Origin of the sequence: Aurantimonas sp. E1-2-R+4, assembly GCF_036549515.1 — a bacterium.
Taxonomy (GTDB): domain Bacteria; phylum Pseudomonadota; class Alphaproteobacteria; order Rhizobiales; family Rhizobiaceae; genus Aurantimonas; species Aurantimonas coralicida_A.
Genome location: NZ_JAZHLK010000008.1, coordinates 86,681 through 106,364 on the forward strand (window position 1 = coordinate 86,681; position 19,684 = coordinate 106,364).

Annotated in this window: 21 protein-coding genes and 3 tRNA genes; 14 read left to right on the forward strand and 10 right to left on the reverse strand. The window is 63.0% G+C overall.

All coding sequences use genetic code 11. The features are described from left to right. Window positions 1-88: 88 nt before the first annotated feature. From VQ045_RS06085 to VQ045_RS06105, 5 genes are all read right to left on the reverse strand, one after another. Window positions 89-1,618 carry a malonate--CoA ligase gene (locus tag VQ045_RS06085; RefSeq protein WP_331829475.1) on the reverse strand — a complete coding sequence of 510 codons (1,530 nt, stop codon included), beginning with the start codon at window positions 1,616-1,618 and terminating at the stop codon, window positions 89-91. After that, window positions 1,615-2,973 carry a malonyl-CoA decarboxylase gene (locus VQ045_RS06090; protein WP_331829476.1) on the reverse strand — a complete coding sequence of 453 codons (1,359 nt, stop codon included), beginning with the start codon at window positions 2,971-2,973 and terminating at the stop codon, window positions 1,615-1,617. The genes VQ045_RS06085 and VQ045_RS06090 overlap by 4 nt, the downstream gene beginning before the upstream one ends. Then, entirely contained in the window at window positions 2,970-4,298 is a 1,329-nt protein-coding gene (locus VQ045_RS06095) for a TRAP transporter large permease (protein WP_327624874.1), read from the reverse strand. Before VQ045_RS06095 ends, VQ045_RS06090 begins: the two co-directional genes overlap by 4 nt. Further along, window positions 4,295-4,840 carry a TRAP transporter small permease subunit gene (locus VQ045_RS06100; RefSeq protein ID WP_327624873.1) on the reverse strand — a complete coding sequence of 182 codons (546 nt, stop codon included), beginning with the start codon at window positions 4,838-4,840 and terminating at the stop codon, window positions 4,295-4,297. The genes VQ045_RS06095 and VQ045_RS06100 overlap by 4 nt, the downstream gene beginning before the upstream one ends. Before the next feature lie 77 nt (window positions 4,841-4,917). After that, window positions 4,918-5,907: a TRAP transporter substrate-binding protein gene (locus VQ045_RS06105; RefSeq protein ID WP_327647416.1), complete on the reverse strand. Its 990-nt coding sequence runs from the start codon at window positions 5,905-5,907 to the stop codon at window positions 4,918-4,920. Between the two features lie 93 nt (window positions 5,908-6,000). Here VQ045_RS06105 and VQ045_RS06110 point away from each other — a divergent pair, with 93 nt between their 5' ends. Further along, entirely contained in the window at window positions 6,001-6,735 is a 735-nt protein-coding gene (locus tag VQ045_RS06110) for a GntR family transcriptional regulator (protein ID WP_331829477.1), read from the forward strand. A gap of 159 nt (window positions 6,736-6,894) precedes the next feature. Here VQ045_RS06110 and VQ045_RS06115 read toward each other — a convergent pair whose 3' ends face one another. The 3 genes from VQ045_RS06115 to VQ045_RS06125 form a co-directional block, all read right to left on the reverse strand. Continuing rightward, window positions 6,895-7,455 carry a hypothetical protein gene (locus tag VQ045_RS06115; protein ID WP_327624870.1) on the reverse strand — a complete coding sequence of 187 codons (561 nt, stop codon included), beginning with the start codon at window positions 7,453-7,455 and terminating at the stop codon, window positions 6,895-6,897. A gap of 222 nt (window positions 7,456-7,677) precedes the next feature. Beyond that, on the reverse strand, window positions 7,678-7,827 hold the full coding sequence (locus VQ045_RS06120; RefSeq protein WP_327624869.1) for an ABC transporter: 150 nt from the start codon (window positions 7,825-7,827) through the stop codon (window positions 7,678-7,680). 379 nt (window positions 7,828-8,206) lie between these two features. Then, window positions 8,207-8,728, reverse strand: coding sequence for a hypothetical protein (locus tag VQ045_RS06125; RefSeq protein ID WP_331829478.1), 522 nt, complete (start codon window positions 8,726-8,728; stop codon window positions 8,207-8,209). A gap of 385 nt (window positions 8,729-9,113) precedes the next feature. Between VQ045_RS06125 and VQ045_RS06130 the strand changes: the two genes are divergently transcribed. The 9 genes from VQ045_RS06130 to VQ045_RS06170 all read left to right on the forward strand — a co-directional run bounded on the left by VQ045_RS06130 (window position 9,114) and on the right by VQ045_RS06170 (window position 16,774). Next, window positions 9,114-9,461, forward strand: a complete 348-nt coding sequence (locus VQ045_RS06130) for a hypothetical protein (RefSeq protein ID WP_331829479.1) — start codon at window positions 9,114-9,116, stop codon at window positions 9,459-9,461. Between the two features lie 101 nt (window positions 9,462-9,562). Continuing rightward, a complete protein-coding gene (gene pncA, locus VQ045_RS06135; RefSeq protein ID WP_331829480.1) occupies window positions 9,563-10,216 on the forward strand; it encodes a bifunctional nicotinamidase/pyrazinamidase in 654 nt (217 codons plus the stop codon). A 99-nt stretch (window positions 10,217-10,315) separates the two neighbouring features. Then, window positions 10,316-11,014 carry a ribonuclease activity regulator RraA gene (locus tag VQ045_RS06140; protein WP_331829481.1) on the forward strand — a complete coding sequence of 233 codons (699 nt, stop codon included), beginning with the start codon at window positions 10,316-10,318 and terminating at the stop codon, window positions 11,012-11,014. Between the two features lie 111 nt (window positions 11,015-11,125). Further along, complete coding sequence (gene msrB / locus VQ045_RS06145) at window positions 11,126-11,533, forward strand: peptide-methionine (R)-S-oxide reductase MsrB (protein ID WP_331829482.1); 408 nt, start codon at window positions 11,126-11,128, stop codon at window positions 11,531-11,533. Between the two features lie 335 nt (window positions 11,534-11,868). After that, window positions 11,869-12,792, forward strand: a complete 924-nt coding sequence (locus VQ045_RS06150) for a hypothetical protein (protein ID WP_331829483.1) — start codon at window positions 11,869-11,871, stop codon at window positions 12,790-12,792. A gap of 301 nt (window positions 12,793-13,093) precedes the next feature. Next, the gene (locus VQ045_RS06155) at window positions 13,094-14,236 is read left to right on the forward strand and encodes a hypothetical protein (protein WP_331829484.1); all 1,143 of its coding nucleotides are present in this window, start codon (window positions 13,094-13,096) and stop codon (window positions 14,234-14,236) included. Window positions 14,237-14,315: 79 nt separating this feature from the next. Next, window positions 14,316-14,900: a nitroreductase family protein gene (locus VQ045_RS06160; protein ID WP_331829485.1), complete on the forward strand. Its 585-nt coding sequence runs from the start codon at window positions 14,316-14,318 to the stop codon at window positions 14,898-14,900. A 2-nt stretch (window positions 14,901-14,902) separates the two neighbouring features. After that, on the forward strand, window positions 14,903-15,523 hold the full coding sequence (locus VQ045_RS06165) for a flavin reductase family protein (protein ID WP_327624917.1): 621 nt from the start codon (window positions 14,903-14,905) through the stop codon (window positions 15,521-15,523). A gap of 111 nt (window positions 15,524-15,634) precedes the next feature. Next, entirely contained in the window at window positions 15,635-16,774 is a 1,140-nt protein-coding gene (locus tag VQ045_RS06170; RefSeq protein WP_331829486.1) for a DUF2336 domain-containing protein, read from the forward strand. A gap of 215 nt (window positions 16,775-16,989) precedes the next feature. Here VQ045_RS06170 and VQ045_RS06175 read toward each other — a convergent pair whose 3' ends face one another. Further along, on the reverse strand, window positions 16,990-17,763 hold the full coding sequence (locus VQ045_RS06175; protein WP_327624858.1) for an NAD kinase: 774 nt from the start codon (window positions 17,761-17,763) through the stop codon (window positions 16,990-16,992). A 162-nt stretch (window positions 17,764-17,925) separates the two neighbouring features. On the opposite strand from VQ045_RS06175, the gene VQ045_RS06180 reads away from it, so the two are divergent. After that, window positions 17,926-18,000: transfer RNA gene (locus VQ045_RS06180), tRNA-Thr, on the forward strand. A gap of 113 nt (window positions 18,001-18,113) precedes the next feature. Here the strand turns inward: VQ045_RS06180 and rlmB are convergent. Beyond that, window positions 18,114-18,962, reverse strand: a complete 849-nt coding sequence (rlmB, locus tag VQ045_RS06185) for a 23S rRNA (guanosine(2251)-2'-O)-methyltransferase RlmB (protein ID WP_331829487.1) — start codon at window positions 18,960-18,962, stop codon at window positions 18,114-18,116. Between the two features lie 234 nt (window positions 18,963-19,196). Here rlmB and VQ045_RS06190 point away from each other — a divergent pair. The 3 genes from VQ045_RS06190 to VQ045_RS06200 all read left to right on the forward strand — a co-directional run. Continuing rightward, window positions 19,197-19,281 (forward strand) — tRNA-Tyr (locus VQ045_RS06190). Window positions 19,282-19,302: 21 nt separating this feature from the next. Continuing rightward, window positions 19,303-19,376, forward strand: a tRNA-Gly gene (locus VQ045_RS06195). A gap of 196 nt (window positions 19,377-19,572) precedes the next feature. Beyond that, window positions 19,573-19,684 (forward strand): GTP-binding protein (locus tag VQ045_RS06200; RefSeq protein WP_134887344.1); only part of this gene is annotated, 112 nt, incomplete at its 3' end.

Genomic DNA, 19,684 nt, shown 5'->3' on the forward strand with positions numbered 1-19,684 from the left:
GCTGGCCACATTCGCCGATCTTCGCTGTGCCCATCGTCCTAAGAGCTTGCGGCGCGCTCGTCTACTGCATGGCGACCTCTCGTCCGGTTCAGGCGTTGGACAACAGATCGGCAAAACGGTCGCGCAGGACGTTCTTCTGGACCTTGCCCATGGTGTTGCGCGGCAATTCGTCGACGAAGACGATCCGCTTCGGTTGTTTGAACCGGGCGAGCCGCTCCTTCAGCGCCCCGGTCAATTCCTCTTCCTTCAGGCCCGACGCGCCGACGACGACGCCAACAACGCCCTCACCAAAATCTGGGTGCGGCACACCGATCACCGCGCTTTCGACGACGCCCGGCAGTTCGTCCAGCGCAAGCTCGACCTCCTTGGGATAGATGTTGAAGCCGCCCGAGATCACCAAATCCTTGCCGCGTCCGACGATGGTCACGTAGCCGTCGGCGTCGATCATGCCGAGGTCGCCGGTAATGAAGAACCCGTCGTCGCGAAATTCCGCCGCGGTCTTCTCCGGCATCTGCCAATAGCCGGAAAAGACGTTCGGCCCCTTGACCTCGATCACGCCGATCTCGCCGTTGGGGAGTGCCTCGCCGGTCTCGGCATCGACGATTCTCAAGGTGACGCCGGGCAGGGGGAAGCCAACGGTGCCGGCCCGGCGGTCGCCGTCATACGGGTTCGAGGTCGACATATTGGTCTCGGTCATGCCGTAGCGCTCGAGAATGCGCAGGCCGGTGCGCTCCTCAAAGGCCTTGTGGGTCTCGGCGAGTAGCGGCGCCGAGCCCGACGTGAACAGCCGCATATGGGCCGTGGCCTCGCGGGTCAGACGCTTATCGGCGAGAAGCCGCGTGTAGAAGGTGGGGACCCCCATCATCGCCGTCGCGTCCGGCAGGAAGCGAAACACCTCCTCGACGTCGAATTTGGGCAGGAAGATCATCGCCCCGCTGGCGATCATGGCGGTGTTCGACGCGACGAACAGCCCGTGGGTGTGGAAGATCGGCAGCGCGTGGAGGAGCACGTCCTTGTCGGTGAAGCGCCAATAGTCGCGCAGCACCTCGGCATTCGACAGGAGATTGTCCTGGGTGAGCATGGCGCCCTTGGAACGCCCGGTGGTCCCCGAGGTGTAAAGGATCGCCGCCAGATCACTGGCAGCCCGAGCGACCGTCTCGAATTTTGTCGGTGCCGCCAGCGCCTTGTCGCTGAGGCTGCCGGCGCTTTTGTCCGGCGCGGTCCAGACGCCGAGCGTTTCGATCGCCGCGCCGGCCTTTTCGGCGACGGGGACGAGCGTGTCACGTCTGGCCGGATCGCAAACGAAGACGCGGGGACCCGCGTCGGTGAGGAAATATTCCACCTCGGTCGGCGTGTAGGCGGTGTTGAGCGGCAGGAATACGCCGCCGACCCGCACAGTCGCGACATAGAGCATCAAGGCTTCTATGGATTTATCGACCTGAACCGCCACCCGGTCGCCGGGCTTGACGCCCAGATCGACGAGGGCATTGGCGAAGCGCGCCGAAACCGCCTCGACGTCCTGGTAGCTGTAGCTCCGCCCGTCCGGGAGTATGGCGAAACGGCGCGCCGGATCGCGCTGTCCGGCTGCGAGGAGTCCGTCGAAGAGCGGATTGGTCATGCTACGTCCTTCATCGAATGGCTGCCGGCCCGTCCCGGCAGGAGCGCGGTGACGGCCCGGCTGGCCGCGATCTCGCCGTCCGCCGCGTAGGCTTCGTGACGCTGCTCGATGCGCGGCAGATCATAGAGGTAGTTCACCATCAGCCCATGCGCCTGCGCCAAGCCACTCGTGGAGGTGTCGCCCAGGTGCATGATGCGGTTGAGAACGGCGCCGTTGCCGAGATGGAACCGCGCGACCGGATCGATCGGCCGGTCGTCGCCGCGCTTGGCGCGCAGGTAATAGCGGGCGGCGAGCGAGAGCAGGCCGGGTCGGGCCGCCTCGGCCTTGGTCGGATCCGCTGACCACCCGGCTTCGCCGATGATCGCCAGCGTGCGCTTCTCGTTGGCTTCCAGCCCTTCAGCCGCCTCCGCCGACAGCCCGGCGATCCAGGATGCGAAGCCCGGCGCAGGGGACAGCGTGACGAAGGCTTTCAGGCTCGGGACCGTCTCCTTGAGGTCCTCGGCCACCTGCTTGATCAGGAACGAGCCGAAGGACACGCCCGCCAGCCCCGTGTGACAGTTGGATATCGAGTAGAAGACGGCCGTCTGCGCCGCTTCCGGGGGCAGAACGGTCCGGTCCGGGTCGAGCACCGACGCGATACTGGCTGGAATATCGTCGGTCAGGGCGACCTCGACGAAAATCAGTGGGTCGTCCGGAATCGAGGGATGGAAAAAGCCGAAGCAGCGCCGGTCGACCGGTGCAAGGCGCTGGCGCAATTCATCCCAATTACCGATGGCGTGAACGGCTTCGTAGCGGATGATCTTTTCCAGCACGCTGGCCGGCGTGTCCCAGTCGATCGGCTTCAGCATCAGGAAACCGCGGTTGAACCATGACTGAAAGAGATGGCGAAGATCGGCGTCGACGGCCCCGAGCCGTTCCCGGTCACTCTTCAAAAATGGCAACAGCCGCTCGCGGAGCTTGACCAACTCGGCCGTTCCGCCTGGCGCGAGATTCAGCCGGCGAAACAATTCTTGACGGGGCGGTTCGGCGAGCCGTTGAAGGGCGATAAGCGTATCGGGACCTGGGATTTCGGCATAGGCGTTTGCCGCGGCGCGTAAGGCTTCGGCGTCGGGCATGAACTCTTCGGCGAGCATGTGGAAGAAGCGTTTGGCTGCCTTTTCATCGAGCGCACGGAAACCCTTGAGGATGTCGGCCGCGAGGCGCACGCCGGTCGCCTCGCCACGTGATGAGACGAGCTTATGGCAAAGCGCGGCGAGCTCCGGCAGGCTGATCGCCTTGCCGCCATCCTCGCCATGGAACCAGGAGCGCGCACCGATCGAACCGAGCAGATCGGACAGAAGGGAAACCCGGCTCACAATTCCGGTCCCATGATCAGGTCCGGCAAGAACAGGGCGATCTGCGGGAAGAACGACAGCGTGATGATGCCGAGGATCATGCAGATCACATAGGGCAGGGAGCCCCGCAGGATCTGTCCGAGCGTGATGTCGGGCGCGATGCCGTTGATGACGTAGAGATTCAGGCCGACCGGCGGTGTGATCAATCCGATCTCCATATTGATGGTCAGGATAACAGCGAACCAATAGGGGTCGAATCCCGCGCCGATGATGATCGGCAGGAGGATCGGTGCGGTCATCAAAATGACGCCGACCGGCGGCAGGAAAAAGCCGGCAAAAAGCAGAAAGACGTTGATCACGCCCATGAGCGCCCAGCGATTGATGTCCAGTTCCGCAATGTACTGGGCGATAGACTGGGTGATGAACAGCGACGAGAGTGCGAAGGCGAACAACTCGGACGCGCCGATGATCAGCATGATCATCACGCTCTCCTTCAGCGTGTCGCGGAAGATCACGCGCATCTGCGAGAACTTCCAGGTCTTCGAGAAGATGCCGTAGATCACAGCGACAAGGACGAGGCAGAACAGCGCGCCGACGCCGGCGGCCTCGGACGGGGTGGCGACACCGCCATAGAGCACGAACAGTACCGCGACGATGATCGCCAGGAACGGCAGTACCCGCGGTAGCGCCTCGAATCGCTCGCGCATCGAAAAGCTCTGGGTGAGTTCGGACAGGCCGAGCCCCTGGCGCTTGCAGGCGATGATCGTCCAGATCATGAAATAGACGGTCAGCATGAAACCCGGTAGCAGCCCGGCGAGGAACAGCCGCCCGATCGAGGTCTCGGTCGCGATGCCGTAGACGATCATCGTCACGGATGGCGGGATCAGGATGCCGAGCGTGCCGCCGGCAGCGATCGACCCGGCGGCGATCTCGGCCGGATAACCGCGTTGGCGCATCTCCGGAATGCCCATCTTGCCGATAGCGGCGCAGGTTGCGGGCGACGAGCCGGACAGCGCGGCGAAGATCGAGCAGGCGCCCAGATTCGACAGGACTAGCCCGCCGGGCACGCGATTGAGCCAGCGGTCGAGCGCCTCGTAGAGATCCTTGCCGGCCGGTGAGGAGGCAACGGCCGCGCCCATCAGGATGAACATCGGAATCGACACGAGGCTGAACGACGACAGCGCGCCGAAGAATTGTTCGCCGAGGGTCTCGAGGAAGAAGGCCCCGTAGACCGAAAAAAGGGCTCCCATCGAGACCAGCCCGAGCGCGAAGGCGATGGGCGTGCCGATCGCGAGCAATCCGAGCAGGGCGACAAGCATCGACAGGCCGGCGATCATGGGGCTCATGACCGGGCTCCCTTCGCGGTGTCGGAAAACAGCGTGTTGTCAGGTGTGCCAAGCTCGGCGTCGGGCTCTACGAATAACCGCATGATTTCAGCCACATATTGCAAGGCAAGCATGACCGTGCCGACTGGCATCGGCAGCAGCGGCATCCAGAGTGGAACGGCCCAGACCGTCTCACTGGTCCAGCTGTTCGACCAGGCTTCTTCATAGTGAACCCAGCCGGCGTAGGCGAGCAGCACCACGAAAATGAGCGAAAAGAGCGCCGCGAGAACCTGCATGCCGAGCCGGAGCCTCGGCCCGGCCGCGAGCTGCAGGATATCGACATTGACGTGACCGCGTTGGATCAGAACCCACGGGGCTCCGAGAAAGGTCGCGGCGACGATGGCGTAAGTCGTAAATTCAGTTTGCCAGACCGTCGAATGGCCGAGCACGTATCGCACAAACACCATCTCGCTGACGGATAGAACCGCCGCTAGCAGGCATAGCGCGGCAATGACGCCGAGAACGCGCGAGATCGCCGAAACGATCGCGATGATGAGTCGCATGCGCGCTCCCTCGCTGAAATTATTGAAGGTAAGAGGGCGGGCTCGGGTTCTCCGGCCCGCCCTGGATGGTGTCGGCCTTACTGGACCGCGAGCGCGTCGTCGATCAGCTTCTGGCCGTTCGGAACCTTCTCGGCGAAGTTTTTATACGAGGTCTCCTTGGCGATCTTGAGCCAGGCGTCGTAGTTCTCCTTCGACATTTCGGTGACCTCGACGCCGGCCTTTTTGTAGACCTCGATCAGTTCGCCATCGAGTTTCTTGGCTTCGCCCGCAAAATAGTCTTCTGCCTTCTGGCCAGCCGCGAGCAAGGCTTTCTGCTGCTCCTCATTGAGGCGGTCGAAGGAGCGCTTCGACATCAAAATCGGCTCATACATGAACCAGAGCGCGTTTTCGCCCGGCGCGGTCAGGCACTTGGCGACTTCATAGATGCGGTAGGAAACCAGCGAGCCAGACGAGGTGTTGGCTCCGTCAAGCACATTCTGCTGAATGCCGGTGTAGATTTCGGACGATGGCATCGAGGCGATAGAGGCACCCGCGCCCACCAGCATTTCCTCGAAGGCGGGACCGGCAGCTCGCAATGTCTGGCCCTTGGCGCTTTCCGGCGTGGTGATGCAGGTCTTGGAAGAGACGAAGCCGCCTGCCAGCCAGGCGTCGGACAGCACCATCGCGCCGGCTTCGTCGATCGACTTTTTGATCTCGTCCATGAAGGGCGAATCGTTCAGCCGCGTCGCCCGCTCGTGACTGCCGACGAGGCCGGGCATCAGAGTGGCGGAGAATTCCGGATGGCGTCCCGAAGCATAGTCGAGGGGAAAGGCGGTTATGTCCACCTGGCCCTTGGTCACCGCGCCCCACTGGTCCTTCGCCTTGAACAGCGATTCGCCAGGAAAAACCTGCATTGCGAGGCCGACATTGGCCGCCGTGATCTCCTTGCCGATCATTTGCACCATTTCGTCCCGCACGTCGCCCTTGCCGCCCGGCCACTGGTGCGAGGCTTTCAGCGTGACGTCCTGGGCTAGCGCGGTGCCGGTCAGGGCGAGGCCGCAGACGGCCGACATCAAGATCGATTTCATGGAATCCTCCCGTTGAGTGATCACGCCTCCCAGCGCATTCCTTTAAAACACATTCTATTGCATGCCATGTCAACCGTATTGTATACGATTTAGATGGACGCACAGAACCGCTTTGCCGCATCCGATGACATGGCCACCGTAGCGCGGCCCTCCAGCGAAGGTCGGGGCCCGCTGGTGCGTCCCAAGGCCGGCGAAATTCGCGATGTTCTGGAACAGGAGATCGTCACGGGAGCCTGGGGCGCCGGTGATCGTCTGGACGAATCGGCGTTGGCCGCGCGGTTCGGCGTCTCCCGTACTCCTATACGGGAGGCGATCAACCAACTCGCATCGGCAGCGCTGATCGAACAGATCCCGAATCGGGGCGCCTTCGTGCGCCAAGTCGGCCTCGCCCAGCTTGTCGAGATGTTCGAGGTGATGGCCGAACTGGAGGGAATGGCAGGACGTCTTGCGGCGCGCCGGGCGGATGCCAAGGCGTTGCAGAGCTTGAACCAGGCCCATGCAGCCTGCGCCGCGGCGGCGCGCTCGCGCGATTCCGATGCCTATTATTACGAGAACGAACGCTTTCACCACTTGATCTACGAAGCGTGCGGCAATGCGTTTCTCATTGCCGAGGCGAAACGCCTGCACCAGCGCTTGAAGGCGTATCGGCGCCTGCAGCTGCGTGTGGCCCAACGGACACCCCAGTCGCTCGCCGAGCATGAGCGGATCGTCGCGGCCATCGGCGCGGGTGATGGCGAGGCGGCTGAACGGGAGTTGCGAGCCCATGTCACGGTGCAGGGTGAGCGCTTCGCCGACCTGGTAGCGAGCCTGGATCGTTCGGGGCCGTAGCGGTCCCGAATCAGTCTCGGCGGAAACGCTCGTGGTCACTGTCGTCGACCGCCGATCTTCGAGTCTCTAACGGCACGAGTCCGGCACAAAAAAACCCGGCGTGGAAGCCGGGTTTTTCGTCACGTTCACCGGACCGGCGCTCCGCCGACGATGTTTGAATCAGGTGTTCGCCCGCTTCAGAGCGTTGATGTAGTTCTTGGGGAAGAGCAGCGGATTGACGGTCTCCAAGCCCAAATATTCGGCAATTTCATTGGTGTAGGCGCTGCAATTGTAGAGCACGGCATGCCAAACTGGACGGTTCGCCTTGAGATAACGGATCTTGGCTACGAGGCCGCGGTATTCGGCCTCTGTCAGATCGATTCGGTAATACGCCGTCATATAGGCGTTCTCGCTGTCGCCGTCGCTCGGTCCGGTTTCGGATGGAACGGGCAGGACATGGCCGATCGTATAGGGAATGTTGCTGGTCGAGGCCGGAGCCAAGCCGGTGATCTCGGTCATGCTCGGAATCAGCACGCCATTCGAATCGATCGGCACACGGCCATTCTGGTCGAGCTTGCCGAACACCGCGAAGGTGTGGCCGTAGCTCTGCGCCGAACGAGCGCGGAATTCAACGAAATAAGGCTTGGCTCGCCGGGCAACGTCGCTGTCCTCGACCGCAGGCGTATAAGCCGCGGGAGTGACGAGAGAGGATGCCGACGTCAGGGGTGCCCCGGACGTCATAGTGTTTGGTCCCGTCGAGGAACAGCCTGCGGCAGTTAGGCCAAGCAGGGCGATGACGGCGAATTTTAGAAAAGATGAAGCCATGGTCGGCCTTTCGAGATTGGAAACTCACGCGTCCGCAGGTCGACTATACGATCGCCGCCGTCCCCACGCGCGACACATCCTCGGCCCTGAAGGCGCTTGGGGAAAGCGCTATTCAACGCTTCCCCCAAGAGACAAGGATTAACCCTTGGTGACGTAGGTCTGCTCTTCGACGACGATCGGAGCCGCGATCGGCGCCTTGCCCTTACCCTTGCCGATGCCTTTGCCCATGCAACCGGCGAAGGTTGCGAGAGCGAAGACCGCGACCGATGCGATGACGATTTTCTTCATGATAACTACCTATCAGTCTCTGACGGTTTATGCCGCAGTTTAAGTTCCCGACGCTAGTGCGGCCGGTGCGTGGGCAACCTGTTGTTTTTAGGCGATAGGAGCAAGTGCGGAAAAGACACAGCTGCCCTTGAACCTTTAGTCCGCTGTGACCGTAAAGTTAACAGTCACTTGCGTGTTCGACGTCATTACTGACCATTTCCCCGAAATTCCTGACATTCCAGCGGAATTGGTTCTCTCAGGGAAGCGGTCTGGCCCCTATGGCTATATGGCCTCAACCTTCGTTAAATCCTGCAACGGAACGCGAGAATCGCGGGGGCCCGAGCCCGGGGAGGCCAAAGAAGGCCTCCACAGAGGGCGTGTCCAAGCCCGTCGACTTGCTTCATAGGGTGGCGTCGGCTGTTATGGGGCCGTTGATGACGGCCTTTGCCTCGCGAACCGCATGAATGTTCTGCTGGATGATTCGTGGTTGCTCTTCGGCCACAACACCGGCGCCGTCGGCACCTGTCGAGGCGGTGATCTCGTCCTGGAGGCGCTGCCGTGTCGTCTCGCAATTGGCGTAGGCGAGGTAGGCAGCGGCGGTTTCGTCCTGCGACTCCACCGATGCCTTGACGCTTTCGTCGTAGTTGCAGAACGCGTCGGCTCGCAGAGCCTGGTCGAGTGTTTCCGACACCGGTCCGTATGCCTGTTCGATGGTGGCCTTTCGGGTCCCGTAATCGGTCAAATAGGTCTTTCGGAGTGCCAGTCTGCATTGGGCATAGACCAATTCGCCCGGCTGAATCAGAAGGCTGCGGCAATGCGCATCGTCCTCGGGCGCGGTCAATCGCAGCACGTCGAGTTCGTCTCCTCCGCTCACGCACGCCGAAAGCGTGAAGAGTATCGCGACGGTTGCGGGAAGGCGCATGATCGGTAACTTTCGCTCAGTGGACCGCATCGCGGAACTCATCGTCGACTTTCGCGGTCTTGTAGCCAGCCATGGCACAGCCATTGGCCCTTGTCGAAACGGCCGCTGCCTGAGTTTTTCGGGGCTAGGAATCCCGCCAGAGCCCTGTGAGGAGCAGAATTCCGGCTAAGGTGTGGCGAGTTGGCGATTTTGTGTCGAGTCTGCCTGTCTCTTGCGATCTCTGGGGCTGAACGGTGGATGCTCTGAGCGTGTGAGCCCGAATAGGCCTTGAGCGCCAGACATCTTCCGCCCCTGCAGATTATCATGGCTGCCATGCCATTGTGCGCCGCAGCAATCAGACATAGCTTTCGATCCGGGAGGTCTGAAATTTCGAAGGACCAGGATTATGAAGACCATTTTAGTTGCCGCAGCCCTCACGGTGGCCGGCCTCGGCGCTGCGCACAGTGCTGAATTGAAGCCGCTGGCTGCCCAGAGCATCGCGCTCGGTGACGTCACCGGCGCCGCCTACTACACGGTAGAAGGCGATGATTTCCGGGTCGTCACGACGCTCCAGGCGGGCGAGACCGGAAGCGCCCTGCGTTTCGTCTCGATGCTCTCCGACGGAGAGAGCCTGACCATTCAGGTTCCCTCAAGCCTTGGAAACCCGAACACCGAGCTGCTCATCGAGCGGACGGGCGACGCGGTGCGTGTGGCGCCGGTGGCGGATCTGCGCGCCTCGCTCTCGCTACGCTGACAAAGACATGACAAGGCGCTGGGGTCCATCCAATGGCGGGCCTCGGCGCTGATCGTCGTGAGGCGCTTTGCGGCGTCGCGAAATGATGCCATCTTTTGCCGATGACAATGATCGAGATTGCTCCCGCCGACGCGTTGATCGTCGTCGACATTCAGAATGATTTTTGCGCCGGCGGAGCGCTTGCGGTGCCGGATGGAGACGCCGTGGTGCCGCTGGTCAATCGTTTGGCCCGGCAATTCGGTGTCGTGGTCCTGACCCAGGACTGGCATACGCCCGGACATGCGTCTTTCGCCTCCACCCATGGCTGCGCGCCGTTCCAGGCGATCAATCTCTCCTATGGTCCGCAGGTTCTGTGGCCCGACCATTGCGTCATGGGGACAAGCGGCGCAGCGTTTCATCCGGGCCTCGATGTTCCCAGCGCACAGATGATCGTACGGAAGGGCTTTCATCCGGCCGTCGATAGCTATTCCGCCTTTGTCGAAGCCGATCACGCCACGAAGACCGGCCTGGCCGGATATCTCGCCGAACGCGCCGTCGAGCGTCTGTTCGTCGTCGGCCTCGCCACCGACTTCTGCGTCAATTGGACCGCTCTCGACGGGCGCGTGGCCGGATTCGATGTCACCGTGATCGAGGACGCCTGTCGGGGGATCGATCTCGACGGCTCGCTCGAGCGCGCCTGGCGCGACATGGGAACCGCCGGCGTGCGACGCTGCGGCTCGCAAGAGCTTGCATTTGTCGTTTCCCTCCCAGATTGATCCGCATTCGGTGATACGGTTCGGCGCCACCGCGCGCATTGACGCCGCTTCGGCCGGTGCTATCCCACATTCGCAATCGATTCATGGAGAGGCAGACACTTGAGCGACTCATCGACCATTGCGGCATTTCGGTCGGTTACGACCGCGACCATCACCACCATTCTTCTCAAACGTGGGCTGCGCAATGTCTGGATGCGCGGGCCCGTGCCGCTGGCGCCCGGACAAGACAGGCTCGTCGGCCGTGCCTTCACCCTGCGCTTCGTGCCGGCGCGGGAAGACCTCGCGACACCGGAATCCTGGTCTTCCCCGACTTCGACCCGTGCCGCCATCGAAGCCATGCCCGACGGCTGTATCGCGGTCGTCGATGCGATGGGAGTGACCGATGCGGGAATCTTCGGCGACATCCTGTGCGCCCGCATGGCCAAGCGCGGCGTTACGGCCCTCGTCACCGACGGGGTGGTGCGTGACGTCGCCGGTGTGATGGGGACGGGGTTGCCGGTCTGGTGCGCCGGCGTGGCGGCGCCGCCTTCCGTTGCCGGGCTCACCTTCGTCGGCTGGCAGGAACCGGTCGGCTGCGGGGGGGTCGCAATCTTTCCGGACGATCTGATCGTCATCGATGACGACGGGGCAGTCGTCATTCCGGCCGCGATCGTCGAGGAGGTGAAGGATGCCTGCCTCGAACAGGAGCGGCTGGAAGCCTGGCTCATGTCCGAAGTGGACAAGGGTGTTCCGCTGCCGGGCCTTTATCCGCCCAATGCCGAAACGCGCGGGCGCTACGAGAAAAGCCGGGGCCGCTGACCCTCGATCCTGGTTGGGCCGAATCGCCGCGCCCGACGCGCGGTCGTGCTCGTCGGCGCGGTTTCTGATTACCGAACCCAATCGATGGCTCGTTGCCGAAAGGAGCTGAAAATGGATGCCAAGACCTATCCCGTGACACGAACCGATGCCGAGTGGCGTGAAATGCTGACCTCGGAGCAATACGCGGTGATGCGCGAGCACGGCACCGAGAGGCCGGGAAGTTGCGCGCTGCTCGACGAGAAGCGGGCAGGGACCTTTACCTGCGCCGGATGCGGGCAGCCGCTGTTCGTCGCCGGTCAGAAATTTGAGAGCGGTACCGGCTGGCCGAGTTTCGATACCCCGGTGGACGGCGCCGTGGACACCACTGAAGACCGCAGCCACGGCATGGTGCGGATCGAATGTCATTGCAGCCGCTGCGGCAGCCATCTTGGCCATGTGTTTCCCGATGGCCCGCCGCCGAGCGGTTTGCGCTACTGCATAAACGGCGTCGCAATGGATTTCGAGCAGGCGGGGGAGTAGGCGCGCTATCTCGGCACCGTCCATGTCTATGACTGTATAAATATTCACGGAGCGGAGGAGAACGGACTGCAAAGCCGGTCCCTCCATGACCGGGGCGCGGAGAGTTACAAAAGCTGACCTAACAGTGGCTTGGTGCCAAGAATGAATAATCGGCATCACATTACGACATGCCGTATTCCGCAGTACGTATCTCCGCTTGACGAAGAGAATGCTGTGTCCGGGGTTTACTAAGCCGCCTGACAGATGGATATTTTCCGGTGCGGTGAAAACTTTGGGGAAAGTCGATGGCAAAAAGCGCAAAACTCTCGAAAGTCAAAGGGACCAATTTGGATGATGTGTTCCAGATTGGGGACCCGGATTTCAGCTACGACGGTAAGAAGGGCATCGACATCGCGATCTTCGAAAGTTCGTTCGAGGATTTCGATTTCGCGCGCAAGGGGACCGGCAACGACAAGGTCACCGTGACCGATTCCACCGGCGGGATTTACGAGTTCAAGAAGGTCGAAACGATCCTCTTTAACAACGGCACCGCCGATCTTGACGATGACGTTTATTATAATACCGCCACGGGTGCGACCACGCGCGTCGACACGCAGATCGACGCATCGGCACAGGACGGTGGCAAGATGTTCGTCGGTAGTGGCAACTCGGTCAACGATTTCGTTGTGACGCAAAGCGAAAGCGCCGGAGTCGAACTGGCGCTTGCCGTCAAGTATCGACAGGGACCGAGCCAAGATCCGGTATCGGTAGATGCCGATGGAACGGTCCATTTCCAGGTGGAAGATGGAGCGCAGTCCACCACGAACGGCTCGTCGTCAAACAACGCGAACCGGGCGGCGTGGAGCTTCGACTACTCGATCGCCACCGGGCTCGATGGGGCGACGACAGATCTGTCCGACTTCACCTTCAAGCTACTGATCGATGTCGATCCGACAGCCGGCACCGAGTTTCGTGAGCTGACGATGGTTGACCCGGGAGTGGCGGTCCCCAACGACACCGGCTTTATCTGGGTCGATCAGGACGGAATCCCGCGTATCGGCGACGACGGCGGCAACGCCAATGTGGCGCAGAACTCGGAAAATTACGCATTCGGGTTTATCGAGGATTTCATCGACGCGGATCCGAACACGCCAGGTCAGCAACCCTACGCTCCGGGTTTCGGCCCAGCCGAGTTCGACATCCGGCTTGAAGCCTATGACGGCGGGCACAATTTGATTGCCGCGAACCAGATTGCGGTCGAGGTGATCGATTTCGTCTGACGCCGCTGCGCCAGTAAACCATAGCGCCGTGCCCTGACGATGATCGCGTCGGGGCACGGTTGGTGTTTGCGCCGCCGTCTCGCCGTCTGCGCCGATTCACCACGTCGTCCTGGCGATCCGCGCTGTATTTCAGCGAGGCCGTGGAAGCGTGCGCCCGGTCGCGACCTTCCCGACGCCAGAGCGAACATTTTCCATGCTATGTGTTCGGTTTACGCCCGATCGCAGACCGGGCGCCTTGAATTCGTCCATGATCTGCGATCAAGAACCCTGTGAAGGGGTGGCATCGTGAGGGGTCGCAGCATTGTTCGTTGACGCACGCCTTTTGGCGATCATCGGTGCCATGCTGCTGGCGGGCGCCCCGGTGGCGGCGCAGGACATTCCGATACCTTCGCTGCTCGACCGGAGCGTCCGCGGACTCTTCAACGGGGACGAATCGCGCGAGCCCGGCGGGTACGTCTCGCCCTCTGCGACGGAACTGCTCCCGGACTCGCGCGATGTCGGCGCCGCGCCGCAAGGATCGCTGCGCCGCTTCGAGCCGATCGCCCTGCCATCGTCCTTGGGGCGGCCGAGCGCGCCCGCGATTGCGCTTCCCGGACTGCCGGCCTATGCGCCGCAGAACATGCCGAGCAAGGACGTGATCACCCCCCGCGCGCCGCTGATTCTCGAGGCGCGGCTGACCGAGGACAGCGAGGCAATACCGAACGGCCTCGTCTGGCGGCTGTTTTCGGCGATCCCGGCGATCGACGGTAGACCGACGCTCATCGCCTCCTCGCAGAGCAACGTCGCGAATTTCGAAGTGCCGGCCGGCTCCTACATCCTGCATGTCGGCTTCGGCCGGGCCGGCGTCGTCAAGCGGATCGAGTTTTCGGGCGTCAGGACGCGGGAAACGGTGGTGCTCGGGGCGGGTGGGCTCAAGCTTGAGGCGATTGCCACCGATGGATCGGCGATCGATCCGACGAAGCTGAAATTCGACGTGTACACCGATGCCGAGGACGATTCCGATCGCGACCTCGTCGCCAGCGACGTTCCGCCCGACAAGGTGCTGCGGCTGAACGCCGATACCTACCATGTCGTCTCCAGCTACGGCTCAGTGAACGCATCGGTTCGTGCCGACATCAGGGTGGAACCCGGCAAACTCACCGAGGCCAGGCTGCAGCACCGGGCGGCGCTGCTGACGATGAAGCTGGTGCGCGAACCGGGCGGTGAGGCGATCGCCGACACCGCCTGGTCGATCACAACCGCCTCTGGCGACGTCGTGCGCGAGAGCGTCGGCGCCTTCCCGTCGATGGTGCTTGCAGCGGGCGATTACGTGATCGTGGCCAAGAACCGCGACAAGGTCTATCAGCGGCAGTTCGAAGTCCGGGCCGGCGAGAACACCGACGTGGAGGTTCTGACCTCGGACGTGGCGGCCGTCGTCTCCGATGGCGTCGGTTCGGGCGACTGACGTGCGCCATAATCCGCGGTCCACGAATCGTCCCGATTCCCGCGACTCTCTCGCCTGACCTTTACCGAAAGATACCCTCTTGACCGATCCGTTCACGCTCTTGTCTACCCGCCGTTCCGTGCCGATCCCGATGCTGGCCGCCCCCGCGCCGGAGGGGGCGGAGCTTGACGCGATACTCTCGGCCGCGATGCGTGTGCCCGACCATGGCAAGCTCGCGCCCTGGCGCTTCATCCTTTATCGCGGGGAACCGGCCGAGTGGATCGGCGCTTCGCTCGCCGCGCTGGCCGAGCGCCGTGAGGAGGGGCCGTTGTCCGATACGCGGCGGCGGGTCGAAGCCACCCGCTTCAGCCGCAGTCCGTTGGTGATCGCCGTCGTTTCGACCGCGAAAGAGCATGTGAAGATCCCGGTCTGGGAGCAGGTTCTGTCCGGCGGCGCGGCGGCGATGAATCTCGCCAACGCTGTTCACGCCAAGGGTTATGCGGCCAATTGGGTCACGGAATGGGTTGCCTATGACGACGAGGCGAAGGCCATCCTCGGCATTCAGGCGGAGGAGAAGGTCGTCGGGTTCATTCATGTGGGGACGCCGCAGGAACCGCCTAAGGAGCGTCCGCGCCCGGCATTGGCCGATGTCGTCAGCGAAGCGCGCGCGCCGGGTCAGGGGTGATGCTGTTCTACACGACCGACCGGAACGATCATGGCCTGCCTCACGACCCGTTCAAGGCGATCGTCGCGCCGCGGCCGATCGGCTGGATCTCGACGCGGGCAAAGGATGGCTCGGTCAATCTCGCGCCCTACAGCTTCTTCAACGCGATCAGCGATCGGCCGAAGCTCGTCATGTTTTCCTCGGTCGGCATGAAGGATTCCGCCAGTTTCGCGATCGAAACCGGCGAGTTCGTCGCCAATCTCGCGACGCGCCAGCTCGCCGCGCAGATGAACCGGACGTCCGCGGTTGCCGAGCGCGGAACCAGCGAGTTTGGTTTTTCGGGCTTGACCGAGGCCCCGTCCAGGCTGGTTTCCGCACCCCGTGTCGCCGAGAGTCCGGCGGCGCTGGAGTGCCGGGTGACCCATTCGTTTCGACCGACCGGACTGAACGGCGAAGCGTCGGAGAACGTCGTCGTGATCGGTCAGGTGGTCGGGATTCATATCGACGAGGCGATTCTTAGGGACGGCATGATCGACATGGCCCTTGCGGCGCCGCTCTCCCGGCTCGGCTATCTTGACTATGCGGTGACCGACCAGGTTTTCCAGATGGCGCGGCCCCGAACCCCCGATGGCGCCGACGTTTAGAGGGCCCTGCGGACAGCCTGTACCGGGACGAATCGTTATGGTGAACGAAACCTAAACCTTTGCTGGCCAGTATCGACCGTGAAGTCGGTAGCGGTAGAGGTCGCGTTTCCCATGATCGTCCAGCGGTTCGTCAAATGGTGCGAGACGGCCAATAGCGCCCAGCGCGCGGAGGGCGCGACAATTCTCGCGCGCGCCTTCGTCGAGGGCCGCATCACGGCCGAAGAGCAGTCCGGGGCCCAGGCGGCCTTGACCCTGATGCTCGATGATCCGTCGCCGAAAGTTCGTCTGGCGCTCGCCGAGGGGCTTGCCGATGACAGCCGGGTTCCCCGGACGGTGCTCCTCAGCCTCTGCGAGGACAATCCGGCGATCGCCTGCGTCGTCGCCAGCCGTTCCCCGGCGCTGCGTGACGACGAGCTGATCGACATGGCGGCAAGCGGGTCCGCCGAATTGCGCACTGCGATCGCCACCCGGCGCGTGGTATCGACGCGCGTCGCGGCCGCGATCGCCGAGGTCGCGGAACCGGGCTGCTGCATATCGTTGCTCGAAAACCGAGGCGCTGCGATCGCTGGCGTAAGTTTCCGGCGAATTGCCGAACGGCATGGGGCCAACGCGTCGGTGCGCGGAGCGCTGCTCGATCGTCGTGAACTGCCTGCGACTGTGCGCCAGACGATGATCCTGCGCACGGGCCAAGCGCTCGCCGCGCTGCCGATGTTATGCAATCTGGTCGGCGCGGATCGGGCCGAGCGACTGGCTTCCGACGCCTGTGAACGGGCGACGGCGATGCTCGCCGAAACCGTTCCGGAGGTCGAAATTCCCGCCTTGGTCGAACATTTGCGGGCCAGCGGCCAGCTCAATGTCGCCTTCCTCCTGCGCACGGTCTGCGCCGGCAATATTGACCTGTTCGCCGCCGCGCTGGTGCGGTTGTCGTCGATGTCGGAACGGCGGGTCCGCTCGATCCTCGCCGAGGGGCGCGACGGCGCATTTCGCACCATGGTCATTACATGCGGGCTTCCGTCCGTCGCCGCGCCGCTGTTCCTGATCGCCGTGGGGGTCTGGCGCGAGATCGCATCCGGCAAACGGATCGCCGCCGCAGAGGACGTGCCGCAGCTGATCATGCAGCGGCTCGTTGCCACCTCGGGTGACCGATCGCGGACCGCTGGCTTTGAGGCCATGATGCGGTTTTTGCATCGGCTGGCCGGCGAGACCGAACGGGACGCGGCACGGCAGCAGGCCCGAAAGCTGGCCGCCTGAACCGGTTCGACATAAATATGCCAGTCGAATCGAAGCGGAATCGGACTCGATCATTCAACCGAAAACGTCGATTCCCGACATCGGGTCACGGGTCCCGTCCAAAGACCCTTAGGGCCGGGTCTCTGCGATTCTGGAGCCTGTCCCGAGCAATCCCGGCCGCACCCTCATCTGCCGGCGGCTGCCGGACTGGGGAGAAGCCTTTCGGGCCGCGCTCCCTAATAGCGAAACTGTTCGGCGAGAATCCGTTCGTCCCACGAATGATCGTGATCGAACAGAATGAGACCGGTATCGTTGAGCGATTCGCAAATCGTGATCCGGTGGACCGACTTTACTTCGGTGGCGTCGGCGACGGCATTCACGGGACGTTTTTCGGGCTCAAGGACGACGATCTCGACCGTCTGGTGATTGGGCAACAGCGCTCCGCGCCAACGACGTGGGCGGAACGGGCTCACCGGCGTCAAGGCCAGCAACGGCGCGTCGACCGGGATGATCGGGCCTTGCGCCGACAGATTATAAGCCGTCGATCCGATCGGGGTCGCCACCATCACGCCATCGCAGACGAGTTCGTCCAGCCGGACCTTGCCGTCGATCGAAATTTGCAGCCGGGCAGCTTGGTAGGACTGTCGGAAAATAGCCACCTCGTTGATCGCCAACGCCTTGTGGACGGTGCCGGCGGCGTCGACGGCGGTCATGGCGAGCGGATGGATGGCATTTTCGATCGCCGCCGCCAGACGTTCTCTCAGGCCGTCCTCCCGATAATCGTTCATCAGGAAGCCGATCGTGCCCTTGTTCATGCCGTAGATCGGTATGCCGCTGCCCATGAAGCGGTGCAGCGTTTGAAGCATGAAGCCGTCGCCCCCGAGCGCGACCACCACCTCGGCATTTTCCTCGCGATCATTGCCGTAGAGCGCGGAAAGCCGGTGGGCGGCCTCCTGGGCGGCCGGGCTTTCGCTGGCAACGAAGGTGATGGATTGGACTGGGCGTGACATCGGTCGGCGCGAGGCTCGGCTTTTCAAGGATGCGGATCGGCGCCGCAGTGTCGAGGTTTGAGACCTAGCGCGGCGGGCGGCTGAGGCCAAGCGCCGCCGTGGCTTTCCGCGGGTCAAAAACCCGCTGCATAGGGCTGACAAATATGCTATGGGCCGCGCCGGGCCGGATTAGCTCAGCGGTAGAGCAGCGGTTTTGTAAACCGAAGGTCGGGGGTTCAATCCCCTCATCCGGCACCATTCTTCCGATCGTCAGACCCTGCCCGACCCACAAAAATGGGCAACGAGCATCACTGCGACATCGGAGACAACCGCGTTCCCATCCGGCGCGAATTCCCGCGCCCGAAAAACCGTCAGCCGAGGTGACGCCGCGTCGCGTAGAGCGCGATGGCGGCGGCATTGGAAACATTGAGCGAGCGAATCGCGCCGCTCATTTCCAGCCGTGCCAACACATCGACCGTCGCCCTGGTCTTCTGACGCAGTCCCTTGCCCTCGGCACCGAGGACGATGGCGATCTTGTCACCCGACAGCGCCGCCTCGAAGCTCTCCGGCCCCTCCGAATCGAGGCCGACGGTGCGAAAGCCGCGTTTCGACAGATCCATCAGCGCTTCGGCAAGATTGACGACTTCGATCTGCGGAACGTGCTCCAACGCCCCCGAGGCAGCCTTGGCGAGAACGCCGCCTTCCTGGGGCGAGTGGCGGGCGGTCGTGACCAGCGCATCGGCGCTGAAGGCCGTCGCCGAGCGCAGAATCGCGCCGACATTGTGCGGGTCGGTCACCTGGTCCAGCACGAGGACGAGGCGGGCCTCGCCGAGATCGGCCAGCCGACGGGTCGGCAACGGGTCGGCCTCCAGCATCACGCCCTGATGAACGGCGTCGCTTCCGAGCTCGGAATCAAGCTGCCTTGGCTCGACGAGCTCGACCGGGCAGGGGAGCTGATCCTCGGCCATGTCGAGCCGAGCCAACGCATTGCGCGTTGCCAGCAAGCGATGGAGCTTGCGCCGCGGGTTGCGGAGGGCCGCGGCGACCGTGTGCAGTCCGTAGAGCCGGACGCGACCCGCCGGGTCCGGGCGACCGGGTTGGACCCGCTTGTCCGGGCGAGCCGGCAACTCGCCGTCGCCGCGCTTGCGGTCGCGATGGGCGCGCCGCAGATTGGCGTAATGAGAATCCTTGGGTGTGTGGGTCGTGGGCTCGTCGCTCATCGCTGCTGCTTATCTTAGCTGGCGTCAGGGCTCAATGCGCGCGGATCGCCGCAAGAGCGGATACGGCGAAACACGATGCGTACGCCGAACCCCGCCGATCGTCGATGCAGCGGCCACGCGCCGTTGACAGATCGCTCCGCGCCTTTCATAAGGCCGCTCGGAACCGCGGGGGTTGGCGAATGCGCCGCCGCGATCCATGTACGGCCAAGCGCTTGCGCGTGTCGGCGGCAGTTCGGAGGGGTGTCCGAGTGGTTAAAGGAGACGGACTGTAAATCCGTTCGCTATGCGTACGCTGGTTCGAATCCAGCCCCCTCCACCACTGCCGACCGTTTGCTAGAATGCGGGTATAGCTCAATGGTAGAGCAGCAGCCTTCCAAGCTGAATATGCGGGTTCGATTCCCGCTACCCGCTCCAAAATCCCCGCCTCCCTCTTCAAAATCATAGTCCGGCCCGCGGGTCCGACGTTTCCCGCATGTCCCTGAAATCGATCGTGTGTCGCCAGGCGTTGCGTCGGCTGGTTTGGCCCGCCGCGGCTCAGACGCTTGTCATTGCCGGCTGCACTCGCTATGTGGCGCCGGAAAATAACCGCCTGCGAAGTTGGGAGTCGGCGATGGCCAAGAGCAAATTCGAGCGCAACAAGCCGCATGTGAACATCGGGACGATTGGTCACGTTGATCACGGCAAGACGTCGTTGACGGCGGCGATCACGAAGTATTTCGGCG